The sequence below is a fragment of the Streptomyces sp. RKAG337 genome, assembly GCF_023701715.1.
Taxonomy (GTDB): Bacteria; Actinomycetota; Actinomycetes; order Streptomycetales; family Streptomycetaceae; genus Actinacidiphila.
The window spans coordinates 316747-339523 of the sequence record NZ_JAJOZA010000001.1; the positions used below are offsets into that span (position 1 = coordinate 316747).

Annotated in this window: 19 protein-coding genes; 7 read left to right on the plus strand and 12 right to left on the minus strand. The window is 71.3% G+C overall.

Going from position 1 to position 22777, the window contains the following annotated elements; all coding sequences use genetic code 11:
* The first annotated feature begins 142 nt into the window (after nt 1-142).
* A complete protein-coding gene (locus tag LNW73_RS01445) occupies nt 143-1015 on the plus strand; it encodes a trypsin-like serine peptidase (RefSeq protein WP_250988521.1) in 873 nt (290 codons plus the stop codon).
* Between the two features lie 98 nt (nt 1016-1113).
* Here LNW73_RS01445 and LNW73_RS01450 read toward each other — a convergent pair whose 3' ends face one another.
* From LNW73_RS01450 to LNW73_RS01465, 4 genes are all read right to left on the minus strand, one after another.
* Nucleotides 1114-1926: an SAM-dependent methyltransferase gene (locus LNW73_RS01450; protein ID WP_250988522.1), complete on the minus strand. Its 813-nt coding sequence runs from the start codon at nt 1924-1926 to the stop codon at nt 1114-1116.
* 68 nt (nt 1927-1994) lie between these two features.
* Nucleotides 1995-3248 (minus strand): cytochrome P450 family protein, encoded by a 1254-nt coding sequence (locus LNW73_RS01455; protein ID WP_250988523.1) that lies wholly within the window; start codon nt 3246-3248, stop codon nt 1995-1997.
* Nucleotides 3249-3456: 208 nt separating this feature from the next.
* Nucleotides 3457-5028, minus strand: a complete 1572-nt coding sequence (locus LNW73_RS01460) for an MDR family MFS transporter (protein WP_250988524.1) — start codon at nt 5026-5028, stop codon at nt 3457-3459.
* A 154-nt stretch (nt 5029-5182) separates the two neighbouring features.
* The gene (locus LNW73_RS01465; protein ID WP_250979113.1) at nt 5183-6160 is read right to left on the minus strand and encodes a quinone oxidoreductase family protein; all 978 of its coding nucleotides are present in this window, start codon (nt 6158-6160) and stop codon (nt 5183-5185) included.
* A gap of 341 nt (nt 6161-6501) precedes the next feature.
* On the opposite strand from LNW73_RS01465, the gene LNW73_RS01470 reads away from it, so the two are divergent.
* Complete coding sequence (locus LNW73_RS01470; protein WP_250979112.1) at nt 6502-6987, plus strand: MarR family winged helix-turn-helix transcriptional regulator; 486 nt, start codon at nt 6502-6504, stop codon at nt 6985-6987.
* A gap of 32 nt (nt 6988-7019) precedes the next feature.
* On the opposite strand, the gene LNW73_RS01475 is transcribed toward LNW73_RS01470, so the two are convergent.
* The 5 genes from LNW73_RS01475 to LNW73_RS01495 all read right to left on the minus strand — a co-directional run bounded on the left by LNW73_RS01475 (nt 7020) and on the right by LNW73_RS01495 (nt 11286).
* Nucleotides 7020-7892 carry an ester cyclase gene (locus tag LNW73_RS01475; protein WP_250988525.1) on the minus strand — a complete coding sequence of 291 codons (873 nt, stop codon included), beginning with the start codon at nt 7890-7892 and terminating at the stop codon, nt 7020-7022.
* Nucleotides 7893-7937: 45 nt separating this feature from the next.
* Nucleotides 7938-8900 (minus strand): GNAT family N-acetyltransferase, encoded by a 963-nt coding sequence (locus LNW73_RS01480; protein ID WP_250988526.1) that lies wholly within the window; start codon nt 8898-8900, stop codon nt 7938-7940.
* A gap of 110 nt (nt 8901-9010) precedes the next feature.
* Nucleotides 9011-9205: a ferredoxin gene (locus tag LNW73_RS01485; RefSeq protein WP_250979109.1), complete on the minus strand. Its 195-nt coding sequence runs from the start codon at nt 9203-9205 to the stop codon at nt 9011-9013.
* A gap of 12 nt (nt 9206-9217) precedes the next feature.
* On the minus strand, nt 9218-10441 hold the full coding sequence (locus LNW73_RS01490; RefSeq protein WP_250988527.1) for a cytochrome P450: 1224 nt from the start codon (nt 10439-10441) through the stop codon (nt 9218-9220).
* A gap of 71 nt (nt 10442-10512) precedes the next feature.
* A complete protein-coding gene (locus LNW73_RS01495; protein ID WP_250979107.1) occupies nt 10513-11286 on the minus strand; it encodes an SDR family NAD(P)-dependent oxidoreductase in 774 nt (257 codons plus the stop codon).
* A 251-nt stretch (nt 11287-11537) separates the two neighbouring features.
* On the opposite strand from LNW73_RS01495, the gene LNW73_RS01500 reads away from it, so the two are divergent.
* The 5 genes from LNW73_RS01500 to LNW73_RS36230 all read left to right on the plus strand — a co-directional run bounded on the left by LNW73_RS01500 (nt 11538) and on the right by LNW73_RS36230 (nt 16284).
* Nucleotides 11538-11912: a hypothetical protein gene (locus LNW73_RS01500; protein ID WP_250979106.1), complete on the plus strand. Its 375-nt coding sequence runs from the start codon at nt 11538-11540 to the stop codon at nt 11910-11912.
* Nucleotides 11913-12014: 102 nt separating this feature from the next.
* Nucleotides 12015-13472, plus strand: a complete 1458-nt coding sequence (locus LNW73_RS01505; protein ID WP_250988528.1) for an FAD-binding oxidoreductase — start codon at nt 12015-12017, stop codon at nt 13470-13472.
* Between the two features lies 1 nt (nt 13473).
* Nucleotides 13474-14277 carry an SDR family NAD(P)-dependent oxidoreductase gene (locus LNW73_RS01510; protein WP_250988529.1) on the plus strand — a complete coding sequence of 268 codons (804 nt, stop codon included), beginning with the start codon at nt 13474-13476 and terminating at the stop codon, nt 14275-14277.
* A gap of 31 nt (nt 14278-14308) precedes the next feature.
* Nucleotides 14309-15058: an SDR family NAD(P)-dependent oxidoreductase gene (locus tag LNW73_RS01515; protein ID WP_250979103.1), complete on the plus strand. Its 750-nt coding sequence runs from the start codon at nt 14309-14311 to the stop codon at nt 15056-15058.
* Between the two features lie 500 nt (nt 15059-15558).
* Nucleotides 15559-16284: an ArsR/SmtB family transcription factor gene (locus LNW73_RS36230; RefSeq protein WP_250988530.1), complete on the plus strand. Its 726-nt coding sequence runs from the start codon at nt 15559-15561 to the stop codon at nt 16282-16284.
* Between the two features lie 11 nt (nt 16285-16295).
* Here the strand turns inward: LNW73_RS36230 and LNW73_RS01525 are convergent, their stop codons facing one another.
* The 3 genes from LNW73_RS01525 to LNW73_RS01535 all read right to left on the minus strand — a co-directional run bounded on the left by LNW73_RS01525 (nt 16296) and on the right by LNW73_RS01535 (nt 22667).
* Nucleotides 16296-17147: a hypothetical protein gene (locus tag LNW73_RS01525; protein ID WP_250988531.1), complete on the minus strand. Its 852-nt coding sequence runs from the start codon at nt 17145-17147 to the stop codon at nt 16296-16298.
* Nucleotides 17148-17247: 100 nt separating this feature from the next.
* Nucleotides 17248-21348: a Kelch repeat-containing protein gene (locus LNW73_RS01530; protein WP_250988532.1), complete on the minus strand. Its 4101-nt coding sequence runs from the start codon at nt 21346-21348 to the stop codon at nt 17248-17250.
* A gap of 212 nt (nt 21349-21560) precedes the next feature.
* A complete protein-coding gene (locus LNW73_RS01535; RefSeq protein WP_250988533.1) occupies nt 21561-22667 on the minus strand; it encodes a helix-turn-helix transcriptional regulator in 1107 nt (368 codons plus the stop codon).
* Between the last annotated feature and the right edge of the window lie 110 nt (nt 22668-22777).

Genomic DNA, 22777 nt, shown 5'->3' on the forward strand with positions numbered 1-22777 from the left:
GTCCGTGCAAGCAGAGCATTCGATACCGCCATCCCGCCGTGCCGCCGGCACTTCTCAGAACGCTCACACAGCGCTCTCACAGGACTCTCACACTGGCTCGGAATGATCAGGACGACCGGGGCGACGAGAGAGGGCCCGCCGTATGAAAAAGCGTCCGCAGCCCATGTACGGAGCAGCCGGCCGTACCCTGTCCCGTCTGCTGGGCAGGACCGGTGTCCTGATCGTGGCCTGGCTGACCGTCACGGTCGCGGGGACCGGAGTGGTCGTCGCGACGGGCGAGTCGCAGTTCGCGGCCTCCGAAGCGGTGAGCGGGCCCGGTGTTTTCGCCGGGATTCCCGGGGTTTCGAACACCGTGCACGCGACAGCGAGTGTCAAGCAGGTCGGCGCGCTCTTCGACGGCGGGCTGTCCGGCGGCCACTACTGCACGGCGAGCGTGGTGCAGAGCGCCGGGAAGAACGTCGTGGTGACCGCGGCGCACTGTCTCAGCGGCGGTACCGGCGGCACGGTCTTCGTCCCCGGCTACCACGACGGCGAGGCGCCGTACGGCGTCTGGCCGCTGGAGAGCGTGACGCTCGCCCCGGGCTGGACGAGCGGCGCGGACCAGGATCTCGACGTGGCGTTCGCCGAGGTGGCGCCGCTGAACGGGCGTGAGGTCCAGGACGTGGTCGGCGGCTACACGATCGGCACCAGCGGGAGCGGTGAGAACGACGGGACGACGGCCACCACCGTACGGATCACCGGCTACCCGTCCACCGCGGACGCACCGCTCACCTGCTACAACGACGCCACGGCGTACACCGCCGACCAACTGCGGATCGCCTGCACCGACTACAGCGGCGGGACCAGCGGGAGCCCCTGGGTCACCGGCCTGGACCCGGACACCGGTACGGGGACCGTCATCGGGGTGATCGGCGGCTACGAGGAGGGCGGCGACACCCCGGACGTCTCGTACAGCCCGGCGTTCGACAGTGCGATCGGGTCCCTCTACGAACAGGCCGTAGCGGCCGCGGACTAGAGCGCACCGGTGTGGACGTCAGCGCACTGGTGTGGACGTCCGCCTTGGACGTCGGCTCCGGGACCCGGAACTGGCCACGGGTCCCGGAGCCGGCGCTGTCAGACGACGGGCTTGAGGGCGGCGCCCGCCAGCATGGGGGCGCCCGCGCCCAGCCCGTCGACGTCCGCGTCCGCGTCGGGCCGCCACACGGTCACCGGGGTGACACCGGGATCGATCAGCTGGAAGCCCTCGAAGAGCGCGGTGAACTGCTCGGTGCTGCGCCAGATGACCTCGCTGACGGCGCCGCCGTAGGATTTGGCGACGTTCGGCGCGGCCTGCGGCACCTCGTCGGCGCCCGCGTGCGAGAGCACCAGGTAGCTGCCGGGCACCAGACGGTCGGTGAACTGCCGGATGAGCGCGAGCGGGTCGTTCTCCTCGGGCACGAAGTGCAGTACGGCGCCGAGGATCAGCCCCACCGGCTGGTCGAAGTCGATGAGCCGCGCGGTGTCGGGCGCCTCGAAGATGTCCTTCGGCTTGTACAGGTCGCCCTGGAAGATGGCGGCGCGCGGCTCATCGGCGAGGATCGCCCGGCCGTGTGCGACGGCGACGGGGTCGATGTCGGTGTAGACCACCTTGCTGTCGGGCGCGGCCGCGAAGACGGCGTCGTGCACGTTGTGCTCGGCGGGGATGCCGGATCCGACGTCCAGGAACTGCCGGATGCCGAGCCCGGCCAGCTCCCGGCCCGCCCTGCGGAGGAACGCCCTGTTGGCCCGGAAGGTCTTGGGAAGCGCGGGATTGGCCTCCTCCACCTGCCGGGCGACAGCGCGGTCGACCTCGAAGTTGTGGGTGCCGCCGACCCAGTAGTCGTAGACCCGCGCGATGCTCGGTGTCTCGATGTCCACGTCGGCCGGTGCCCAGCTCGGTCGCTCCACGTCGCTTCCTCTTTCCGTTGTGTCGGGGGCGTATGTCGGGTGAGGCGTTGGATCGGTCGGCGCGGGGGTCAGCCGTGCAGCACGGGCAGTTCCTCGAGACCGCGCATCATCAGGCTGAAGCGCCAGCGCAGTTCGCCGGGCGGGACGGCGAGGCTCAGCCCGGGGAAGCGGGCGAAGAGCCGGCTCAGTACGATCTGCCCTTCGAGCCGGGCCAGCGGGGCGCCCAGGCAGTGGTGGATCCCGTGGCCGAAGGCGAGGCCCGCGGTGGCGCGGCGGGTGATGTCGAGCTCGTCGGGCTCCTCGTAGTGCGAGGGGTCGCGGCCGGCGGCGCCGATCGAGATCGTGACGAACTCCCCTTCGGGGATGAGGACTCCGCCGACGTCCACCGGTTCTGTGGTGTAGCGCCAGGTCGCGTTGGTGACCGGTCCCTCGAAACGCAGCAGCTCCTCGACTGCGTTCGGCCACAGGGAGCTGTCGGCGGCGAGCTTCGCGCGCTGGTCCGGGTGGGTGAGCAGCGCGTACGTGCCGTTGCCGATGAGGTTGACGGTGGTCTCGTGGCCGGCGACCAGCAGCAGGAACGCCATGGCCATCAGTTCGTTCTCGTTGAGCTGGTCGCCGTCCTCGCCGGCGTTCACCAGGTCGGTGATCATGTCGTCCGCCGGGTTGGCGCGCTTCTCGGCGATCAGTGCCCGCAGGTAGTCGACCATCGCCACGCTGGCGTCGCGCACCTCGTCGGTGCCGACGCCGGAGACCAGCAGGTTGGACCAGCGCCGGAACTCCGCGCGGTCGTCCGGCGGCACTCCCAGCAGCCAGCAGATCACCGTGAACGGGACGGGGAAGGCGAGCGCGTCCATGAGGTCGGTGCGGTCCTGGAGCGCGATGGCGTCCAGGAGTTCGTCGACGAGTTCCACGATCCGCGGGGTCAGCGCCTCGACGCGGCGGGTGGTGAACGCCCGACCCACCAGGCGGCGCAACCTGGTGTGGTCGGGCTGATCGCTGTCGAGCATGTGCTCGCTGAGTTCATGGGCGAACTGCCGGCGTGAGCCGGCCTCCTTGAGGAACTCCTGGCGCTTCTCCTCGTCGATGAAGTTGCGCGGTATGAGTTCCTGGCCCTTGCGCATGTCCTTGCTCAGCCGGGGGTCGGCGAGCAGCGCCCTGGCGTCCTCGTAGCGGGTGACCAGCCACGTCCGCAGTCCGTTGGGGGTGGCGACGGGCTGGGCCGGGGCCTGCCCGCGCAGATCGGCGAGCGCGGTGTGCGGCTCCTGGAAGAAGTCCGGCGTGAACAGTTCGATCACGCTGGTCGGTGATTCCGTCCGATCCACGACGCGGTTCCCCTCTTCGGCTCTTCGGCGTTCCTGGCGTGGGCGTAGCGGCCCGGCATGGGCTCATCGGCCTGGCTCCACCATCAGGGGTCGGTTTCGAGCGCCGCTCGCGCCGGGCTGTAGCGCGGCCGTGCCTCCGGCGACGCGCGAGTGCCCTGCCTCCCGTGGCCGCGGGTGGCAGGGCACTCGGTAGGTGGGGACCGGTGGTTCAGTGGTGGTCGGCGCCTTCCTTCTGTTCGGCGGGCGCTTCGTTGTTCCAGGTGCGCAGGGGGATGTTCTTGAGGAGCACGGAGAGCAACAGTCCGAGCGCGAGCACCGCGGCCGCGGTGACGAAGACCGGGGTGAGGGAGGCGGCGTACGCCTGTTCCACGGCCCGCCGTACCGGGGCGCCGAGCTTCTTGAGGACGTCCGCGTCCGACAGCGAGTTGTTGTCGGTGCCGCCGAGCGCGCCGGCCGGGACGCGTTGGGCGAGTTCGTCGGTGAGCCGGTTGTAGAAGATCGCCGCGAAGACGGAGATGCCGAGCGAGGCGCCGAGCATCCGGCTGAACGAGACGGTCGCCGAGACCGCTCCGATGTCGTCGCGCGGGGCGGTGTTCTGGGCGGCCATGGTGAGCACCGACATGTTGAGGCCCGCGGCGATGCCGAGCAGCAGCATGTAGCCGGTGGCCATGACGCGCGAGGTGTCCGCGTCCATGGTGGCGAGCAGCAGGGCGGAGACGATGCCGATGGCCATGCTCGCCGCCGGGTACCACTTGTAGTTGCCGGTGCGGTGGATGATCCGCGCGCTGATCATCGAGGAGGCGACCAGTCCCAGCATCATGGGCAGCAGGATCACCCCGGACATGGTCGCGCTGGCGCCGGTGACCACTTGCAGGAAGAGCGCGAGGAAGTTCACCGAGCCGACGAAGACGAAGCCCGCGACGACGCTGACGACCGCGGAGATGCTGAACGTCGAGTCCCGGAACAGATGGAGCGGGATGACGGGTTCCGCCGCGCGTTTCTCGACGAGGACGAAGAGCGCCACCGCGACCACGATCACCACGGCCAGGCCGAGGATCGTCGTCGAGGCCCAGGCGTAGCGCACGCCGGCCCAGCTGGTGAGCAGGGTGAGGGCGACGATGGCCGCGCTGAGCAGCAGGAAGCCGGTGTAGTCGATCTGCGGGCGGCGCGGCCGGACGGGCAGCCGGAGGAAGGCGGCCACCAGGGCGAAGGCGAGGGCGCCGACGGGCAGGTTGATGTAGAAGACCCAGCGCCAGCCGAGCGCGTCGGTCAGCACACCGCCGATGGGCGGGCCGGCGAGCGCGGCGCCGGCGAACGCGATGGAGAAGTAGCCGTAGTAGCGGGCTCCTTCGCGCGGGCTGAAGAGCTCGCCGATGACGGAGAGCACGGAGACGAACAGACCGCCGGCGCCGATGCCCTGCACCACCCGGAAGGCGAGCAGTTGCTCGATCGACTGGGCCCAGCCGCAGGCCGCGGAGCCCACGAGGAAGATGCCGATCGCGACGAGGAACACGCCTTTGCGGCCGAACAGGTCGCCGAGTTTGCCGTAGAGGGGGGTCGTGACGCTGCTGGCGATGATGTACGCCGTCGCCACCCAGGCGAAGACGTTGAGACCGCCGAGGTCCCCGACGACGCGGGGCAGCGCCGTGGCCATGATCTGGGCGTCCAGCAGGGCCAGGAAGACCGCGGTCAGGCAGCCGAACATGATGAGACCGGTGCGGGGTGGCGGACCGGAAGTACCGGCCGGCGGGGGGCCGGACTCGTTCTCGGTGTCGTTCACGGGTGTGCCCTTTCCTGGGGCGTGGCCCCGGTGGCCGGCCCTTCCACGGGGGAGGTCGGGCCGGCCGCCGGACTCCCGGCCCGGTGCCCCGCGGCGGCCGTGGGCTGCCGCGGGGCACCGGTCGGGGAGCTTCAAGAGTGTCGCGGGACGAGGGTTACGGGATGAGGACGACCTTGCCCAACTGGGAGCGGGCCTCCATGAGCTCGTGCGCGCGAACGGCGTCCTCCAGCGGGAGCCGCTCGTGGATGACGGGCTTGACCTTGCCGGTGCTGATCATGTCGAGCAGGTCCCGCTGGCCCGCGGCGATGACCTCGGGCTTGTAGTAGAGCAGCGCGTACAGGGCGAAGCCCGCGATGGTCTTCATCCGGCTCAGCGCCAGGACGTTGATCTCCGGGACGTTGCCCGCGGCCGATCCGTAGAAGACCAGCCGGCCGAAGGTGGCGGTCAGCCGGACGCTCTTGAGGAGGATGTCGCCGCCGACCGTCTCCATGACGACGTCGGCGCCCTTGCCGTCGGTGGCGGCCTTGACCTGCTCCTCCCAGTCGTCGTCCGTGTAGTTGATCGTGACGTCGGCGCCCAGGCCGCGGACGAAGTCCAGCTTGGCCTGGCTGCTGGCGGTGGCGATCACCTTGCCGGCGCCCATCGCCTTGGCGATCTGCACCGCGAGGTGGCCGACGCCGCCGGCGGCGGCGTCGATCAGGACGGTCTCACCGGGCTTGAGCTGGCCGGCCTCCTTGAGCGCGTGGTACGCGGTCTGGGCGGGGCTCGGCAGGGCGGTCGCCTCGGCGGCGTCCAGGCTGTCCGGGATCTTGATGAGCCAGTCGGCCCGGGTGGTGCAGAAGTCGGCGTAGGCACCGGTGTCGACGTCGCCGACCACCCGGTCGCCGATCTTCACGTTCGTGACGCCCTCGCCGAGCGCCTCGACGGTGCCGGCGACGTCGCCGCCGGGTGCACCGGGCAGTTCGGCGTGGCCGCCGATCGGGACGCCCTGCCGGCGCTGGACCTCGGCGAAGGTGACGCCGATGGCCTCGGCGCGGATGAGCACCTCTCCCGGGCCGGGCTGCGGCTTATCGGCCTCTTCGACACGCAGAACCTTGGGGGCTCCGTGTTCGTAGTGGCGGACGATTCGCATGGTGTTCTCCCAACTAGGAAGTCTTGACGAGTCACGGGCGTCTGCCGGCGACTCCGCCCAGGAAAGCGACTGCAATTACATGCTCTCACGCACATGTATGCGTGTCCACAAGATATCCGCGGCTGCGCGGAGTCGTACGGCGCCCTTGTCCCGGAGCCGTTCCACGCCGTCGCGGCGCACGGGTCATGTGCACCCAACGGTCCCATCCGGGCCTTGAATTCACCTGGACCGGGCCTGGACCGGAACGGCGCAGGAACGCACCCGGCATACGTGACGGCACACACGTGTTTTCGCGCAGGCACGTGCTGTCCGCAACCTTCACCAGCGCCTAGCATGGAGGGATGACCTCCGAGAGCGGAACCAAGAAGGCGCAGGCCGGCGCGCTGCTGGACGCCGTGGGTCCGGCCTTCTCCCGGTTGCGGCGCACCGCACTGCTGGATGTCGAGAACCCGGTCTCCCGCAAGGACATGACCAGGACCCTGGTGCTCGCCATCGTCGAGGACCCGGCCGACGTCCCCGGCCAGGAGACCACCGTCGGGGTGGTCGCCGAACGCCTCGCGGTGGACCCGTCGGTCGCGAGCCGGATGGTGTCCGACTGCATCGCGACGGGGTATCTGATCCGTGCCGCCTCGCAGCTCGACGGCCGGCGCACGATCCTGCAGCTCACCCCCGAGGGCATCGAGATGCTCGCGCGGTTCCGCCGGCACCAGCGTGAGGCGTTCGAACACATCACCCGCGAGTGGAGCGAGCACGAGCGGCTGGACTTCGCCCGTCTGCTCATCAAGTACGTGGACGCCGTCGCCGATCTGCGCCCGCCCACCCGGTAACGGCCCGCCGGACAGCCGGCGGGCGCGCCTTGTCACGGGGTCGGCAGCCCGGCCTGTTCCAGCGCCAGATAGTCGACGACCTCCCAGTGCTCCGCCACCTTGCCGCCCGCGATACGGAACTGGTCGCAGGTGCGCATGACCAGTTCCCGGTCCGAGGGGCCGCCGCCGCTCCAGGCGCCGGTCAGCGTTCCGCGCCACACCACGAAGACCATCACCCGGTCGCCGTCGGCCACGATGTGCTCGACCGTGGTCGTCAGGTCCGGGAACGCGGCGATGTTGTCCGCGAAGTACGCCTTGAAAGCGTCGAGTCCGGCCGGGACCTGGTCCGTCTTGAGATTGTGGTGCGCGTAGTTCTGGTGGTAGTACGTCTCGGCGAGGTCCAGCCGGTGCTCGCTGAACACGACGCGGTACGCCCCCAGCACCAGCTCCGCGTTGGCCACCTCCAGATCGCTGTGCGGTCCCACCAGGCCGGGGCCGGCCGGCTGGCCGCCCTCCCCGGGCCCGATCCCCAGCGGCACCAGCACCGACTGGTCCACCACGGCCCAGTGCTCGGCCACCTTTCCGCCGTCGAGGCGGAGGAGTTCCGCGGTGTGCAGGGTCCCCGTGGCCCCGGTCCGGGTGCGGCCCCGCCAGGTCACGAAGAGCATGACCCGGTCGTTGTCCGGCACCAGGTTCTCGACCGCCACCTCCAGGCCGTCGAACTCGGCCGCGATCGCCTGCCAGAAGCCGACCAGGCCTCCGGGCAGTGCCCCGATCAGCGGATCGTGCTCGACGTAGCCGGGACGGATCCGCTCCGCGGCCTCGTCGAACCGGTGCCCGGCCAGGATCTCCTCGAAGAGTTCCCGGACCACCTCGGCGTTCCCCACCCTTGCCGGCGTCGCGCCGACTATGTATCCGACTGTCATGGCTTCCCTGTCTCCCCCGTGACCGGTTGAACCCAGTGGTGGTGCTCAGGTCTTCAGCTCGTAGGTGGACCAGGACGAGTCGGCCGCGAAGCCGAGCTTCCCGTTGAGCGCGACGATCGCCGCGTTCTCCGTCTCGTTCCATGCCTGGACCAGGAAGAGCCGCTGGTTCTCGCGTGCCGCCCAGGCGGTCGCGAAGGCCTTGGTCAGCGTGCCGATGCCGCGGCGGCGGTGGTCCGGCAGGACCAGCACCTCACCGGCGTCGGCCATCGGACTGTCGCGGACGTAGAGGGTGCTGTAGCCGACGACCGCTCCGGTGCCGTTCTCGACAGCCGCCGCGGTGTACTGGCGGTGGCCGGTGCGGACCGCCTCCTCCTCGCGGGCGCGCACATCGGCCGCGGTCGGCGCCGTGATCCTGGCCTGCCCGTTGACCTGGACGTCGAGTTCGCCCCAGGCCCGCGCGTAGGAGTCCACGAGGTTGTCGGGGCAGCCGCCGAGCCAGTACGCGAGGTGGTAGCCGGGCACCTTCCCGTCGGCGTATCCGTCCAGCCGCGCCCGGACCGCGTCGTCGAGCCGCAGCCGGTTGCGCAGATTGGTGACGGTGCGCCGGGCACCGACCGCGCCGGCGAAGCTCTCCGACGCGTCGGTGTGCGGGGCGTCCAGCAGCAGCCGGGAGCGGCCGCGGTCGGCGAGTTCGCTCCGGGCGGCCTCGATGAGCAGCCGGCCGGCGCCGCGGCGCCGGAATCCCGGGAAGACCCACAGGGACCCGTGGCCGGCGTCGGCGGACTCCGCCAGATCCAGGCCGAGTTTGAGGGAGCCGGCGGCCGTCCCGCCGTCGAAGACGGCCAGCACCAGTCGGTCGGTGCCGTGTCTGCGCTGCAGAAGCCGGGCCAGCAACGCCTCGGTGACCGGCGGGTCTTCAGGAAGTTCGAGGCTCATCGTCTCCCGGAAACCGGGGAGGAGAGCGGTGATGGTGGCCGGGTCGTCCCCGTCCAGGCTGCGGATTTCCATACCAATTATTTACCCAGGCACTGCCATTGTTTTAATCGAGTCCCACTCGAACGCGAAGTGGGGCCCGGACCTCCGGACCCCACTCGTTCACTGCGTCCCGCCGGCCGCGGTCACTCCACGGCGACGGAGATGGCCTGCACCGGGCAGACCCGTACCGCCTCGTGCACCTTCGGGTCCCCGGCCCCGTCCTCGCTGCCCGGGATGACTCCGCTGACCCCTTCGTCGTCCTGCTCGAAGACGCCGGGGGCGGTCATGGTGCACAACGCGGCCCCCACACACCGCTCACTGTCGACACTGACACGCATGGCAGGCCTCCCTCACCAGGTCACCGGAAGATCTTCCACCCCTTGCAGGACGAAGGCGGGCTTGACCTGCACCTCGCTCGCGGGGATCGCCAGCCGCAGGTTCGGCAGCCGGGAGAACAGCCGGTTCAGCGCGATCTCCATCTCGGCCCGCGCCAGGTTCTGCCCGATGCACTGGTGGATGCCGAAGCCGAACGCGACATGCCGGCCGGCCGCCCGCCGGATGTCCAGCTGGTCGGCGTTCTCGAACGCCGACGGGTCGCGGTTCATCAGCATGTTGGAGACGATGACGCCGTCGCCCGCCTTGATGAGCTGCCCGCCCACCTCGATGTCCTCCGTCGCCACCCGCGGCAGGGTGTCGCCGATGGACGTGAACCGGAACAGCTCGTCGACCGCGCCCGGCATCAGCGCCGGGTCGGCACGCAACGCGGCCAGCTGGTCGGGGTGTTCGAGCAGCGTGAGCACGCTGATGCCGATCATGTTCGCGGTCGTCTCATGGCCCGACACCAGCAGCACCGTGGCGATCATCGCCAACTCGTTGCGGTCCACCGCGCCTTCGAGCAGCCGCTGGGTGATCAGCTCGTCCAGCAGCCCGTCCCGCGGGTCGGCCTCCCGCTCACCGATCAGGTCGTACAGGTACTTCAGGATGTCCCCGAAGGCCTGCTGGGCCTGCGCGGCCTGCTCGTCGCCCGACGAGGAGAGCACATGCCGCGAGCGTTCCGCGAAGTAGTCGTGGTCCTCGTACGGGATGCCCAGCAGCAGGCAGATCGCCTTCGACGGCAGCGGCAGCGCGAAATCCGTCACCAGGTTCGCGGACGAGCCCTTCGCCGTCATGTTGTCGATCAGCGTGTCCGCGATCTTCTCGATCTCCGGCCGCAGCGCGTTGATCCGCCGGATGCCGAAGCCCGGGATGGACATCCGCCGCTGCCGGGCGTGCTCCGGGTCGTCCACGCCGATCAGCGGGGTCGCCCGCTGGCGCTGCGCCTCGATGCGCGGCGCCATGAGCGGGAAGTCGGGATTGCGGACATCGACGGACAGCCGGGGGTCGGGCAGCAGAGCCCGGCCCTCGGTGTTCCCCGCCACGACCCAGGCCGTCCGCCCGTCGAACAGCGTCACGCGGGCCAGCGGCCCCTGCTCCCGCAACTGCTCGTAGCCCTCCGGCGGCTGGTAGGGGCAGGTGCGCTGCATCGGGTAAGCGGGGGCCTCCGGCTCGATCTGCCGGGTATCGGCTTCCGCCATGGTCTACCTCCTGTGTGTGGGGCCTGGTGGCCGAATTGCGGACTGAAAGGCGGCAGGTGCCCCGAGGCGGCTCAGGATCCGCCGGTGACCCTGACGGCCTGGCCGTTGATGTTCCCGTTGGCGGCCGAGCCGAGGAACACGATCGCGTTGGCGACGTCCTCCGGCGTGGAGAGGTGCTGGGAGGCGAGGGTCTTGGCCTTCGCCTCCAGCATCGGAGCGGGGGCGTTGCGCAGGACGTTCTCGGTGAGGGTCTGGCCGGGGACGACCATGTTCACCAGGATGTTCTCCGGCCCCAGGTCCCAGGCCAGGCTGCGGAGCAGCCCGTACAGACCGGACTTGGCCGCGCCGTACGCCCCGCCGCCGACCATGCCGGCGTCGGCCAGCCCCGCGCCGAGCATCACCACCCGGCCCCAGTCGCGGCCGCGCATCGCGGGAAGCGCGGCCTGCAGCGTGTGGTAGACGGCGTCGACGGAGGTCCGCAGCACTTCCTGCCACTGCTTGACCGGGACGTCCTCGAAGGCGGGCATCGGCCGGCCGGGGCGGGGAATGGCGTCCCCCCACACGACGGCGTTGTTCACCAGCACGTCGATGCCGCCCCAGGCGGACACGACGTGGTCGACGGCCTCCCGGATCACCCGCTCCTCGTTGAGGTCGTAGCGGACGATCATCGGGGTGCCGCCCTCGGCGGTGACCTGGGCCGCCGTCTCCTCGGCGCCGGCCAGGTTCGAGTAGTAGGTGATCGCGACCCGGGCGCCCTCCGCGCCGAAGGCCCGCGCCGTCGCGCGTCCGATCCCCGAGGAGGCCCCGGTCACCAGCACTACCTTGTCGCGCAGATCCGTCTTCATCCGGGACAACCCGCTTTCGTGGTCAGGTCAACGGCGGTGGTACTGCAGCGCGTCCCGCGAGTGGCGCTCGAGCCCGAGCATCGGGCCTGCGCCTCGAATCACGGTCAACTGCGGGCGGGGGGACGGCGCCCGGCGGGCTGCACGACGGTTCGACCGCTCCTCAAGACCGCCCTGTCAGCGTCCTGTCCGACCGCCCGCGGGGGTGGAGCGGAGCCCTGAGCGGGCGCCCGGACAGATGGAGGAGAGCTGCGATGAGCGAAGCGAGCGGACGACTGGTCGGCACCTGGACCACCGAACTCGACAACGACGGCGAGCCCACCTTCGGGCTGGTCTCCTTCTCCGCCGACGGCGGTGTCACCTCGACCCAGACCAACACCAAGAACATCGGCCTGGGCAACTGGGCCGTCACCGGTGAGGACACCTTCGAGTACAACTTCCACATCCTCGCGACCGACGAGGCGGGCAAGCTCGTCGGCGAGGCGCACATCAACGTCGAGGGCGAGTTCGTCTCCGACACGCGCTGGGAGGGGCTCGGCGGCGCGTCGTTCTACGACCCGCAGGGCAACCGGCAGCGCGGCCACGGCGGTTCGAAGGTCGTCGCTGTGAAGTTCGGCATCGACAAGTAGCCGGAACGGAACCGAGCTCAGCCCCTGTCCCGTGCGAGCACCGGCGCGCGCGGCGCCGAGCGGTCCGCTGTCTCCCTGCACCGTTCCCGGGAGGAACGAACTTTGGCCACCGAACAGACTCTGCTCCGCGCCGCCCCCGGCTCCGCCGTATGGGAAGGACTGCGCTCCCTGCTGCGCGGCGACGTCGTCCTTCCCTCCGACACGGGCTACGACCTCGCGCGGCAGTTGCAGAACAAGGAGTACGACGTCATCGGTCCGCAGGCCGTCGCCTACTGCGAATCGCCGTACGATCTGCGCGCCTGTGTGCGCTTCGCCCAGGAGCACGACCTGCCGCTGCACACCCGCAGCGGCGGTCACAGCTTCAACGGCTGGTCCACGGGCCCCGGTCTGGTCGTCGACCTGTCCCGGATCAACCATGTGCTGGTCTGCAACGGCTCGGTGCGGCTGGGCGCCGGCACCCAGTCGGTGGACGCGCTCGACACGCTGAAGTCGACGGGCACCCAGCTCATCACCGGCACCTTCCCCACGGTGAGCGCGGGCGGTTTCCTGTCCGGCGGCGGGCTCGGCTGGCAGACCCGCAAGTTCGGCGTCGGCAGCGACCGGGTCGTCTCGGCACGGGTGCTGCTGGCCGACGGCCGGGTGATCCGCTGCTCCGACACCCATGACCCGGACCTGTACTGGGCGGTGCGCGGCGGCGGGGGCGGCAACTTCGGGATCGTGGTGGACTTCGACGTCCGCCCGATCGACGCACCGCTGCTGGTCGGCTACGACACCATGTGGGACTTCGGCCAGGCCGCGGACGTCCTGACCTCCTGGCAGGAGTGGTGCGCGAGCGCCCCGAACGACCTGGGCTCGTCGCTCGTCGTGCTGCCGCAGATGTTCAGCCCGCACGACGCTCCGATCATCAACGTCTGGGGCGCCTATCACGGCCCGAAGGACGAACTGGAGACCCTGCTCGACGAGCTGGCCGAGCGGGTGGGCGTCCGGCCGGTGAAGCGGACCGTGGGCGAACCCCTGCCGTACAGCGAGGTCATGCACGAGCGGCTGTGCGACGACAAGTCCGTCGCCCAGTGCCACCGCACCGGCCACAACCCGCTGGCGATCGGCCACCGGCACCCCTTCACCCGGCAGAGCTACGCGCTCACCGACCGGCCGGTGACCAGGGACGAGGCCGCCCGGCTGCTGGACGCCTGGGACCCCCGGCGGGACAACGAGCGGTATCTGCTGTGCATCGCCCTCGGCGGGGTGGCCAACGAGGTCGGCAGGACCGACACCGCGTATGTGCACCGCGACGCCCGGTTCCTGACCGGCTATCAGATGGCGGTCCGCGAGGACGTGCCGGCGCCGGAGACGGTCACGGACATCACCGCCTGGGCGGACAACGCCTCGGCGGCGCTCGCTCCCATCTCCAGCGGCTCGTACATCAACTTCCCCAGTTCCCGGACACCGGCCGACTGGGGCGCCGCGTACTACGGCGAGAACCACCCCCGGCTGCTCGACATCAAGCGGCAGTACGACCCGGACGACTTCTTCCGGCATTCGCAGAGCATCGGGAGCTGAGATGACCCTGGACAACGACCACACGGCCGACCCGAGCACGACCTCGCGGAGTCCCAGCAGCTGGGATCTGCAGGGCAAGCGCATTCTCGTCACCGGCGGATCGCGCGGCATCGGGCGCGGCATCGTGCTCGCCGCGGCGCGGGCCGGAGCGCAGGTCATCACCTGCTACCGGCAGCCCGGTGACGCGGTCACCACACTGGAGACGGAACTCGCGGCCACCGGCGGAAAGCACCTCGTGCTGCGCGCCGACGCCACCCAGGCGTCGGACATCGAGGAGATCGCCGACGCCTGCGAGGCCCGCTTCGGCGGTCTCGACGCGGTGGTGAACAACGCCGGCACCTACGTCCCGACCCCGTACGCGGATCTGGACGCGGCCCAGTGGGCCGCCACGGTGGACGGCAACCTCACCGCGGCACATCTCGTCATCCACCGCTCGCTCGACCTGCTGGCCCCCGGCTCCTCGATCGTCAACATCGGGTCCACGGTGGCGTTCATCGGCATCGACGGCGGAGTGCACTACACCGCCGTCAAGGCGGCCCTGGTCGGTATGACCCGCTCCCTGGCCCGCGAGCTCGGGCCCCGGGGCATCCGGGTCAACACCCTGTCGCCCGGCCGGATCGACACCGAGGCGATGGACGACCTCCCCCCGCAGGTCGCCGCGTTCCAGCGGAAGATGTTCTCCTCCTTCACCGCGCTGGGCCGGCTCGGCCGCGTCGAGGAGATCGCCGGGTCGGTGCTGTTCCTGCTGAGCGATCACTCGACGTACATCACGGGTCAGAACATCCACGTCGACGGCTGCGTGTGAGCCCCGTCGGCACTGCGGAGGGACAGGGAACGTGGGAATCGCGCTGACAGGCAGAAAAGTCCTGGTCACCGGTGGCAGCCGGGGCATCGGCCGCGGCATCGTGCTGGCGGCCGCGGCCGCCGGGGCCGATGTGATCACCTGCTACCGGCAGGAGGGGGAGGCGGTCGAGTCCCTCGTCAAGGCACTGGCCGAGACCGGTGGCGACCACCATGTGCTGCGGGCCGACGTCGGCGAGATCGCCGAGATCGACCGGCTGGTGGGCGAGGCCAAGGACCGCTTCGGCCGGCTCGACGGCGTCGTCAACAACGCCGGTGTCATCAGTCATGTCCCCTTCGGCGAACTCCCCGCCGAGGAGTGGTCCCGGGTCCTCAACTCGCATGTGACGGCGGCCTACCGGGTGATCCAGCAGTCACTGCCGCTCTTCGGCGAGGGCGCCTCCGTGGTCAACATCGGCGCACGCGGGGCGGCGGCGGGCATCCCGCTGCGGGCGCACTACACGGCGGCGAAGGCCGCGATGATCGGGCTGTCCCGTTCGCTGGCGGTGGAGCTGGGTCCGCGCGGCATCCGCGTCAACGTCGTGGCGCCCGGCATCATCGAGACCGAGGCCTTCGCGGCGATGCCGCAGGAACGGGCCGACGGGATGCGGCAGATGTACTCGAAGAAGACCGCGCTCGGCCGGTTGGGCACCGTCCCGGAACTCGCGGGCCCGGTGCTCTTCCTGCTCAGCGATCTCTCCTCGTACCTCACCGGGGAGACGCTCAACGTCGACGGCGGCATCTGACCGCGGACACCGCACGGACGACGAGGCCCCTGCCGGTGCCCGGGGAAGGGCCGGCGGGGGCCTCGCGTTTCCTGGGCGAACGGGGGCGCGCCGCCCGGACTCCCCCGTCCGTCCGACGGTGCGCCCCCGCACCGCACAGGCTGCTACGTGCCCCGCCGTAGCGCGAGCGTTTGTGCCAGGATTCGATCAGGTTCAAAGGGTGAGCGGGCCGCAGGGGCCCCGGGGGAGAGCATGATCCGACTGGCAGTGGACTCCACCGGGCTGGCCAGGTCCCGGTTCGCCGTCTCACCGCTGATCGAGGCGGCCGGCACCCTGATGCCGTGGGGGGTGCGGGGAGAGCTGAGCGCGGATCCCTGGGTGTACCGGGCCCGGCGGCTGCTGCGCCGGGAGGACCTGCCGCTGCTGACCGCGCTCGCGGTGGACCGGGCCGGTTATCTGCCGGACTTCCTGACCCCGTACCCGAGCGTCCCCTCCCCGAGGTCGCCGACGAGTTGGAGCAGGTGCGCACCACGCCGCCGGAGCGGGTCGTCGCCGAAATGGAGGCGGTGCGGGTCGGCCGCCCCGCGAACGGGCTGGCGGGACGGGAACTGCCGGACGTGGTGCGCGAGACACTGGACCGGGGCGGCCGGTATCTGGCCGAGCGCGCCGCGGACGAGCTGGGCCGCTACTGGGAGAGCGGCTTCGCGGCGCACTGGCCACAGGCCCGGGCGGTGCTGGAGGCCGAGGTCGACCGGCGGGCCCTGACCCTGGCCCGCTACGGCGCCGCCCGGCTCTTCGACTCGCTGCACCCGTCGATCCGCTGGGACGGCGGAGCCCTCCGCGTCGACAGCCACCTCGACGTGGCGCTGCCCGTGCCGATGGTGCTGCTCGTGCCGTCCCTGGTGGCCTACGCGATCGGCGTCTCCATCGACCCGGTCCGGGGGGTGCCGCTCCGGCCGCCGGCACTGATCTACCCGGCGCGGCCGCCGACGGCGGACACGGCGCCGCCCAGCGCCGATCTGGCCCGGCTGCTGGGCCCGACCCGCGCCGACCTGCTCGCCTCGCTCGACCGGCCGGCGACCACCACGGCGCTGGCCTCCACCCGCTTCCTCAGTCCCGCGACGGTCTCGTACCACCTGGGCGTGCTGCGCCGGGCCGGGCTGGTCAGCAGCACGCGGTCGGGCCGGGAGGTGCTGTATCTGCGCACCCCGCAGGGCGGGCGGCTGCTGTCCTCCCCGCCGGGGTAGCGGCCCCCGTCTCAGCCCTGCTCGGCCGGTGCGGTCAGCAGTCCCAGGGCGATCAGGTCGTCGACGGGTTCGTGGACGCTGCAGGAGCCGACGGACGTGAAGGCGGAGCGCACCCGCGCGACGCCCTCGGCGCCGAGCCGTTCGACGCGGTCACGGACCGTGCCGGCCGCCCGCTCGGCGAGCAGCGCCGCCACCGCGTCGCTGCCGGCCCCGTCCAGGGCCGCATCGGTGGCCAGCAGGACGTTGAGGAACCCGTGGTGCTCGAAGCCGGTCGCGGGGTCGGTGTGCCGCAGGGCGTGGTGCAGTCCCGCGGTGCACTTGAAGGCCAGTCCGCGGCTCGCGCAGGTGAGGATCGCCCCGGCCAGTTCCGCCTCGCCGGGGAACGCCGCGGCGGCGGTGCCGCCGGTGCGCAGTTTGGCGTGGTGCCGGCCGGCCGCGAGGGCGTCGGCCACATCGGGGCCGAGGGCGCCGCGCGGTACCTCCACATGGGCGGTGACGTCCGCGGGCAGCTCGCGGTCCAGGACGGTGAGCGCCGCACCGATCGCGGCGCCGTCGGGCAGCGCGATCTCCACGGCCGCGAGACGGGCGGTGGACACCTTAGCGAGCAGGTCCAGCGCGGGCAGCAGGGCCGGGGTGCCGCCGGGCACGGTCAGGCCGATGCCGATGACGTCGTCGCCGGGGAGCGCCGCGATGGCGGCCGCGAGTTCGCCGAGCCGGGGGGCCGGGAAGACGAAGGGGCCGACGAGGTCCGCGAACCAGGCCGTCCGGTAGCCGAGGTGCGCGGGCAGCGCCCGCGGCAGGGGTACGTCCCCGGGCGGGAACAGTGCGGCGTCGTCGATCAGTCCGGACCAGGCGGTGTTCATGAAGCGGCCTTCCCTTGGGGTGGCGCTGCCGCCACCCGCGTGGAGGGGACCGGTTCGCCCGGTCCCCTCCACGGATCTCAGCGGGTCAGCTCACCTTTCGTCAATCCTTCAGGAGATTGAAGTTACTGGTGGTGACCGCTCCCTTCTTGATCTTCACGGTGGTGGTGGTCGGCTGGTAGCCGTCCTTGGCGATGATCAGGGTGAGCGGGTTGTTGCGGACGTCGAGCCACAGGGCGTACGTACCGTCCGTGCCCGTCTTGAGCGTGTAGTGCGTCGCCCAGGTGTTGATCTGGACGGTGGCGCCCGCCAGCGGTGTGCCGGCGCCGGTCACCGTACCGGTGATCTTGCCCCAGGTGGCCGGGGGCTTGACGGTGAACGTGACGCCTATCGGGTCCAGCCGGTAGGGCGTGTCGCTGGTCAGTGCCAGCGAGGCGTGGAACGTGCCGGGCTGGGTGACCTCCGGGACCGACGCGTCCAGCGTGACGGTGAACGAGACCGTCGCGCCGGCCGCCACGGTCAGCTTGTCCGTGCTCTCGCTCAGCCAGCTGACGTCGGCGCTGTCCGACTGGTCGTAGCCGGGCAGCAGCTCGGCCGTCTTGACGGGCGTCTGGCCCGCCAGGCCGCCGATCGCGTAGAAGCCCGGTCCCGCGCCGCCGCGGTAGACCGACGCGTTGGCGTTGGGCAGTGCGGTCCAGGTGTTGTCGGCCGGGTTGTAGGCCCACGCCTGGTTGGTGATGGCCGCACCGCTGTTGATGGCGCCGCCCGCGATCAGCAGCAGGCCGTTGGCCGAGGTGTAGGACGTGCCCCACTGGTCGGTGGGCTGGTCGGCGATCGGCGACCAGGCGTCGGTGGCCGGGTCGTAGACGTAGCCGTGCTTGACGGTGCCCGCGTCGGTGGTCCCGCCGGAGCAGTACAGCTTGCCGCTGATGGCGCCGCACGCCTCCCAGGCGATGGCCTCCGGGTAGGCGGCCGCGGCGGACCAGCTGTTGGACGCCGCGTTGTAGACCGACACGTCGGTGGTGCCGCAGGCGGTCGCGGTGCAGCCGCCGACGACGTACAGCTTGTCGTTGACGACGGCGCTGCCCGAGCCGGCGTACGGCTTGGGGGTCGCCGCGCCGGTGGACCAGGTGTTGGCCGCTGTGTCGTAGATCTCCAGCTTGGCGTCCGGAGCGCCGGAGGCTCCCCAGCCGCCCGCGACGTAGAACTTGCCGCCGATGACCCCGTGGGCGGGTGCCTCACGGGTGTCGGCCGCGGAGGCCTTCTTGGTCCAGGTGCCCGCGGTCGTGTCGTAGGCGTACAGGTCGCTGGTGTCCGCGGCCCCGGTGAAGCCGAAGCCCGAGTAGACGGTGCCGTTGGCGACGCCGACGGCGTTGTCGCCCGTGGTCACCGGCAGATCGGCGATCGTCTGCCAGGCGGTGCCGGCCGCACCCTGCGCCGCCGGGGTGACCCGGGGCGCCTTGTCGGACTTGAGGGCCAGCTTGGAGGTGCTGGTCTTCACGAGGTTCAGCGGGGCTCCGCCGGTCTTCGCGATGACGAAGTCGCCCGCGGTCTCGCCGACGTTCAGGGTGGCGGGAGCGGTGCCGGTGTTCTTCACCGTCACCTTCTGGGTGGCGGTGCCGCCCCAGGCGGCCGTCTTGGTGATGGCGCCGGGAGTGACCTGGAGCCGGCCCGCCTTGAGGGCGAGGTCGGCGCGGACGGTGCCGTCCGGCGGCACGTTCGCGGTGGCATTGGCCTTGGAGTAGCCGGCGGCCGCGGCCGCGAACGGGTGCTTGCCGGTCAGGTGCGAGAACACCCAGTAGAAGCCGTCACCGAGTGCCGCGTCGTCCGGGGTCGCCGCGGTCGTGGTCTTCTCCGCGGGGGCGTCGGCGCTGGTGACCGTCGCACCGTTGACGCCGGTGTGGGTGTTGGCGTCCGTCACGTTGCCGACCACCAGGCCGCCGGGGACCGGGTCGTAGGACCGCTGGCCGACGAAGACGTTGTCCAGCTCCCACCAGTAGGCCCAGGTGCCGGAGTAGTGGAAGCGCAGCCGGACGTCGCTCTTGCCCGCGTAGGCGGTCAGCGGCAGGTCCACGTGCTGGGGACCGAGGAGCGAGGTGGTCGTCTGGTGCCACAGCGTGGTCCAGTTGGTCCCGCCGTCGGCGCTGACGTCCACGTCGGCGGTCGAGTTGGAGTAGCCCTTGTACTCGGTGTCGAAGCCGACCACCGGGGTGGTCTTCCCTGTCAGGTCGAACGACGGGGAGAGCAGCTGGCTGTCCTGGTGCTTGCCGCTGCCGATGTGGTCGCTGTCGATGATGGCGAAGCCCCCGGTGCCACCGGTCTTGTTGGTGCGCTTGCCGGCGTCGTCGAAGCCCCAGCCGCCGGTGGTGCCGTCGGCGTTGGTGACGCTCCAGCCCGCGGGCGTGGTGGTGGAGGAGTCGAACGGCTCGGTCGCGCCGTTCAGGTGGACGGCATAGCCGGGAGCCTGCGCGGCGATCGCGTCGACCGGGACGGCGACGTTCACGTTCTGGTCGGCGGTGCCGACCGCGACGACCTTGTCCACCGCCTGGTAACCGGTGTAGGCCGCGGTGACGTGCAGGGTGTAGGAGACGCCCTGCGGGAGCGTCAGGTGGTAGGCGCCGGTGGCCGGGTCGGTGAACACCGGGCCACCCGGTACTCCGTCCACGGTGATCTTCGCGTAGAGCGGCCAGCCGTGCCCGGATCCGTCGGCGACCTTGCCGGAGACGGTCTGGCGCGGCACGGAGTCCAGCGCGAACGACTGGGTGACCGTACCGCCGTCGGCCAGCACGACCGAGGCGACGGTCTTCGTGGCGTAGCCGTAGGCGCTCGCCGACACGTCGTAGCTGCCCGGCGGGATGTCGAGCTGGTAGGCGCCGGCGGCGTCGCTGACCGCGCTGTGGTCACCTGCCTTGACCTGCGCTCCGGCCAGTGGCGCGCCGGTGGCGTGGTCGGTGACCGTACCGGAGATCACGCCGTGCGGTCCGCTGCGGAAGGCGTCGAGGCCCTTCGGGGTGCCGAGGCCGGTCGGGCCGTCGTAGCCGGTGCCCGCGGTGCACAGGTAGGCCGGCGTGCAGGTGCCGTTGATGCCCGTGGTCACGTCGTTGAGCGAACCGGGCTTCGCGTACGGGTACGCGTTCGGGTAGGTGCCGGCGCCGGGGGTGCCGGCCGCGGCGTACACGCCCGCGATGATCGGCGAGGCGGCGCTGGTTCCGCCGTACACCGACCAGCCGGAGGCTCCGTAGGTCTGGTAGACCGCGACACCGGTCAGCGGGTCGGAGACCGCGGAGACGTCCGCCACCGCGCGCTTGGCGCAGGGCGTGTCCGTCTGGAAGGCCGGCTTGGGCTCGTAGAGTGAGCATCCGGAACCGGGGCCGCCGTACGAGTTGTGCCAGACCGACTCGGTCCAGCCACGGCCGCTGCCCGCGTCCCTGGCCAGCGCGGTTCCGCCGACGGAGGTCACGTACTGGGAGGCCGCCGGGTAGCTGACGCCGTAGTCGCTGTCACCCGACGAGGCCACGATGGCCACACCCGGGTGGTTGTAGTACGGGTCCATCGCCGTGGTCTCCGACGGGTCCTCGCCACTGCCGGGCGTGGAGTCGTAGCCCGTGCCGTACGAGTTGGAGACGTACTTGGCGCCGAGTGCGACCGCCTGGTCCACCGCCGCGCCGAGGTTCTCGAAGCTGGGGTCGTCGGCCTCGACCAGCAGGATGTGGGCGTTGGGGGCGGCCGCCGACACCATGTCGACGTCCAGCGAGATCTCACCCGCCCAGCCGGGGTCGGGGGCCGGGTAGTCGGTGCCACCGCGCTGGCTGACCTTCTTGAAGCAGCCGTTGGCGGTCGTGCAGGCCGGGAGTCCGTACTGCGCCCGGTAGACCGTGAGGTCGGCCTCCGCGGTGGGGTTGTCGTAGGCGTCGACGATGGCCACGGTCTGGCCGGCTCCACCGTCGGCGGGGAGCGCGTAGGCGCTCTGCAGGTCCCCGGGGCCGAAGCCGTTCGGGGTCGCCGCGTTGATCCCGACGGTGCCGCGCAGGTCGGTGCGGCGCAGCGCGAAGCAGCTGAACTGACCGGGCTTGGCGGCGCCGCACTGGGCCGTGACATCGGGCCGGGCGGCGGAGGGCGCGGCCGACGCCGTTGCGGCGGCGGGCAGTTGGAGGCCGAGCAGGGCGACGGTGGCAGAGGCGGCGGCGGCGATGACCGACGCCACGCCTCTGCGTCTTCCGGGCCGCCGCTGTATGGGTATACGCAAAGCAGGACTCCTGGAATCTGACCGGAGCCGGCCGGTACAGGGGTCGACCGGCCGACGGCGGATCCAATGGACCGCTTGCGTATACCTACGCCTCAGCCGTATCAGCGGAACGTGACAAGGTTGTCGGATACCTGACAGTCATTGACCCGGCATTCGGCGTCACGTTCCTGTCAATCGGACGCCGCGGCTCCGTCTGCGGATCCTTCTACGACTCCGTCTGCGGATCTGTCTGCGGATCTGTCTGCGGATCCGTTCGCCCGTACGCCGGCGGTACCGCCCACCCCGGCGCCCTTCGCCGCGCCGCCCGGCTCGTCGAGCCAGCCGTGCCGGGCCGCGTGCCAGACGAGTTGGACGCGGTTCTCCACGCCCGCCGCACGCTCCATCACCGCGAGATGACGCTGGACCGTACGGACGGCGACCCCGAGAGCGCGGGCCATCGCCTGGTCGGTGCTGCCGTTCACCAGCATCGCCAGAATCCGCAACTGGACGGCGCTGCGCCCGCCGGAGCCCCGCTCCCGCAACGGCGTACTCGACGCCCACACCGCCTCGAAGAGCGCGAGGAGAGCGTCCAGCAGACCGCTGGGGCGCACCAACAGCATCGCCGGGCCGGGCACTTCGACCTCCGGAGCCAGCGGCAGCAGGGCCAGCGACCGGTCGGCTATGCAGAGCCGCATCGGCAGGCTCTGCGCCACCCGGACCTCCTCGCAGTCCGTCCGCCTGCCGCCCACGCCGCCCAGGGCCCCGGGGGTCTCCAGCGCCGTCCGGTCGCGCACCACCCGGTGGCGGACGCCCTCGTCGAGCCGCTCCGCCGCGTCCAGCGGGTCGTGCCACTCCCCGTCCGCGGGAAAAGGCCCGCGGACGAAGGAGGCGACCTCGGTCCGCGCGGAGCGCCGCAGTTGCTCGGCCCACAGCCCCGCGGCGCCGTAGCCCTCCACGACCTGGACGATCTCCTCGGAGCGATACCCCTCGTGCACCCGCTGGTACTCCACCGCCAGCCGGTCCAGTAACTCGCGACCCTGCCGCAGCTGTTCCTGGGTCCGGGCCACGAGCGGCAGCAGTCCGACCCGCGGTGGCGCCGGATACCAGCGCCCGTCACCGCCGGACCGGGCCAGACCGCGCGCCCCGAGCTCCGCGCAGACCGCCTCGGCCCGCGTCACCGGCACCCCGAGGTCCCGGGCCAGCCCGGCCGCCGCCACACCGCGCGTGGCCACCAGTAACCGGTAGGCCCGGTCCGCATCGGCGCTCAACCCCAGGGCCTCAAACGGACGTTCGGTCATGATCGGGCACACTAGCCGGAGTCGGCTCGCGGATCCCCCGGAATGCGGGTATGTCACACAGCTGATACGTAGCGTGACGTGTAGGGCCGCCCCCACACCGACACCACTTA

Bases quoted from the DNA above. Each gene is read 5' to 3' on its own strand.
- LNW73_RS01535 (WP_250988533.1), bottom strand. From the start codon at position 22,667: ATGACCGAACGTCCGTTTGAGGCCCTGGGGTTGAGCGCCGATGCGGAC.
- LNW73_RS01445 (WP_250988521.1), top strand. From the start codon at position 143: ATGAAAAAGCGTCCGCAGCCCATGTACGGAGCAGCCGGCCGTACCCTG.
- LNW73_RS01465 (WP_250979113.1), bottom strand. From the start codon at position 6,160: ATGCGAATCGTCCGCCACTACGAACACGGAGCCCCCAAGGTTCTGCGT.
- LNW73_RS01485 (WP_250979109.1), bottom strand. From the start codon at position 9,205: ATGCGTGTCAGTGTCGACAGTGAGCGGTGTGTGGGGGCCGCGTTGTGC.
- LNW73_RS01470 (WP_250979112.1), top strand. From the start codon at position 6,502: ATGACCTCCGAGAGCGGAACCAAGAAGGCGCAGGCCGGCGCGCTGCTG.
- LNW73_RS01475 (WP_250988525.1), bottom strand. From the start codon at position 7,892: ATGACAGTCGGATACATAGTCGGCGCGACGCCGGCAAGGGTGGGGAAC.
- LNW73_RS01500 (WP_250979106.1), top strand. From the start codon at position 11,538: ATGAGCGAAGCGAGCGGACGACTGGTCGGCACCTGGACCACCGAACTC.
- LNW73_RS01495 (WP_250979107.1), bottom strand. From the start codon at position 11,286: ATGAAGACGGATCTGCGCGACAAGGTAGTGCTGGTGACCGGGGCCTCC.
- LNW73_RS01480 (WP_250988526.1), bottom strand. From the start codon at position 8,900: ATGGAAATCCGCAGCCTGGACGGGGACGACCCGGCCACCATCACCGCT.
- LNW73_RS01510 (WP_250988529.1), top strand. From the start codon at position 13,474: ATGACCCTGGACAACGACCACACGGCCGACCCGAGCACGACCTCGCGG.
- LNW73_RS01525 (WP_250988531.1), bottom strand. From the start codon at position 17,147: ATGAACACCGCCTGGTCCGGACTGATCGACGACGCCGCACTGTTCCCG.
- LNW73_RS01490 (WP_250988527.1), bottom strand. From the start codon at position 10,441: ATGGCGGAAGCCGATACCCGGCAGATCGAGCCGGAGGCCCCCGCTTAC.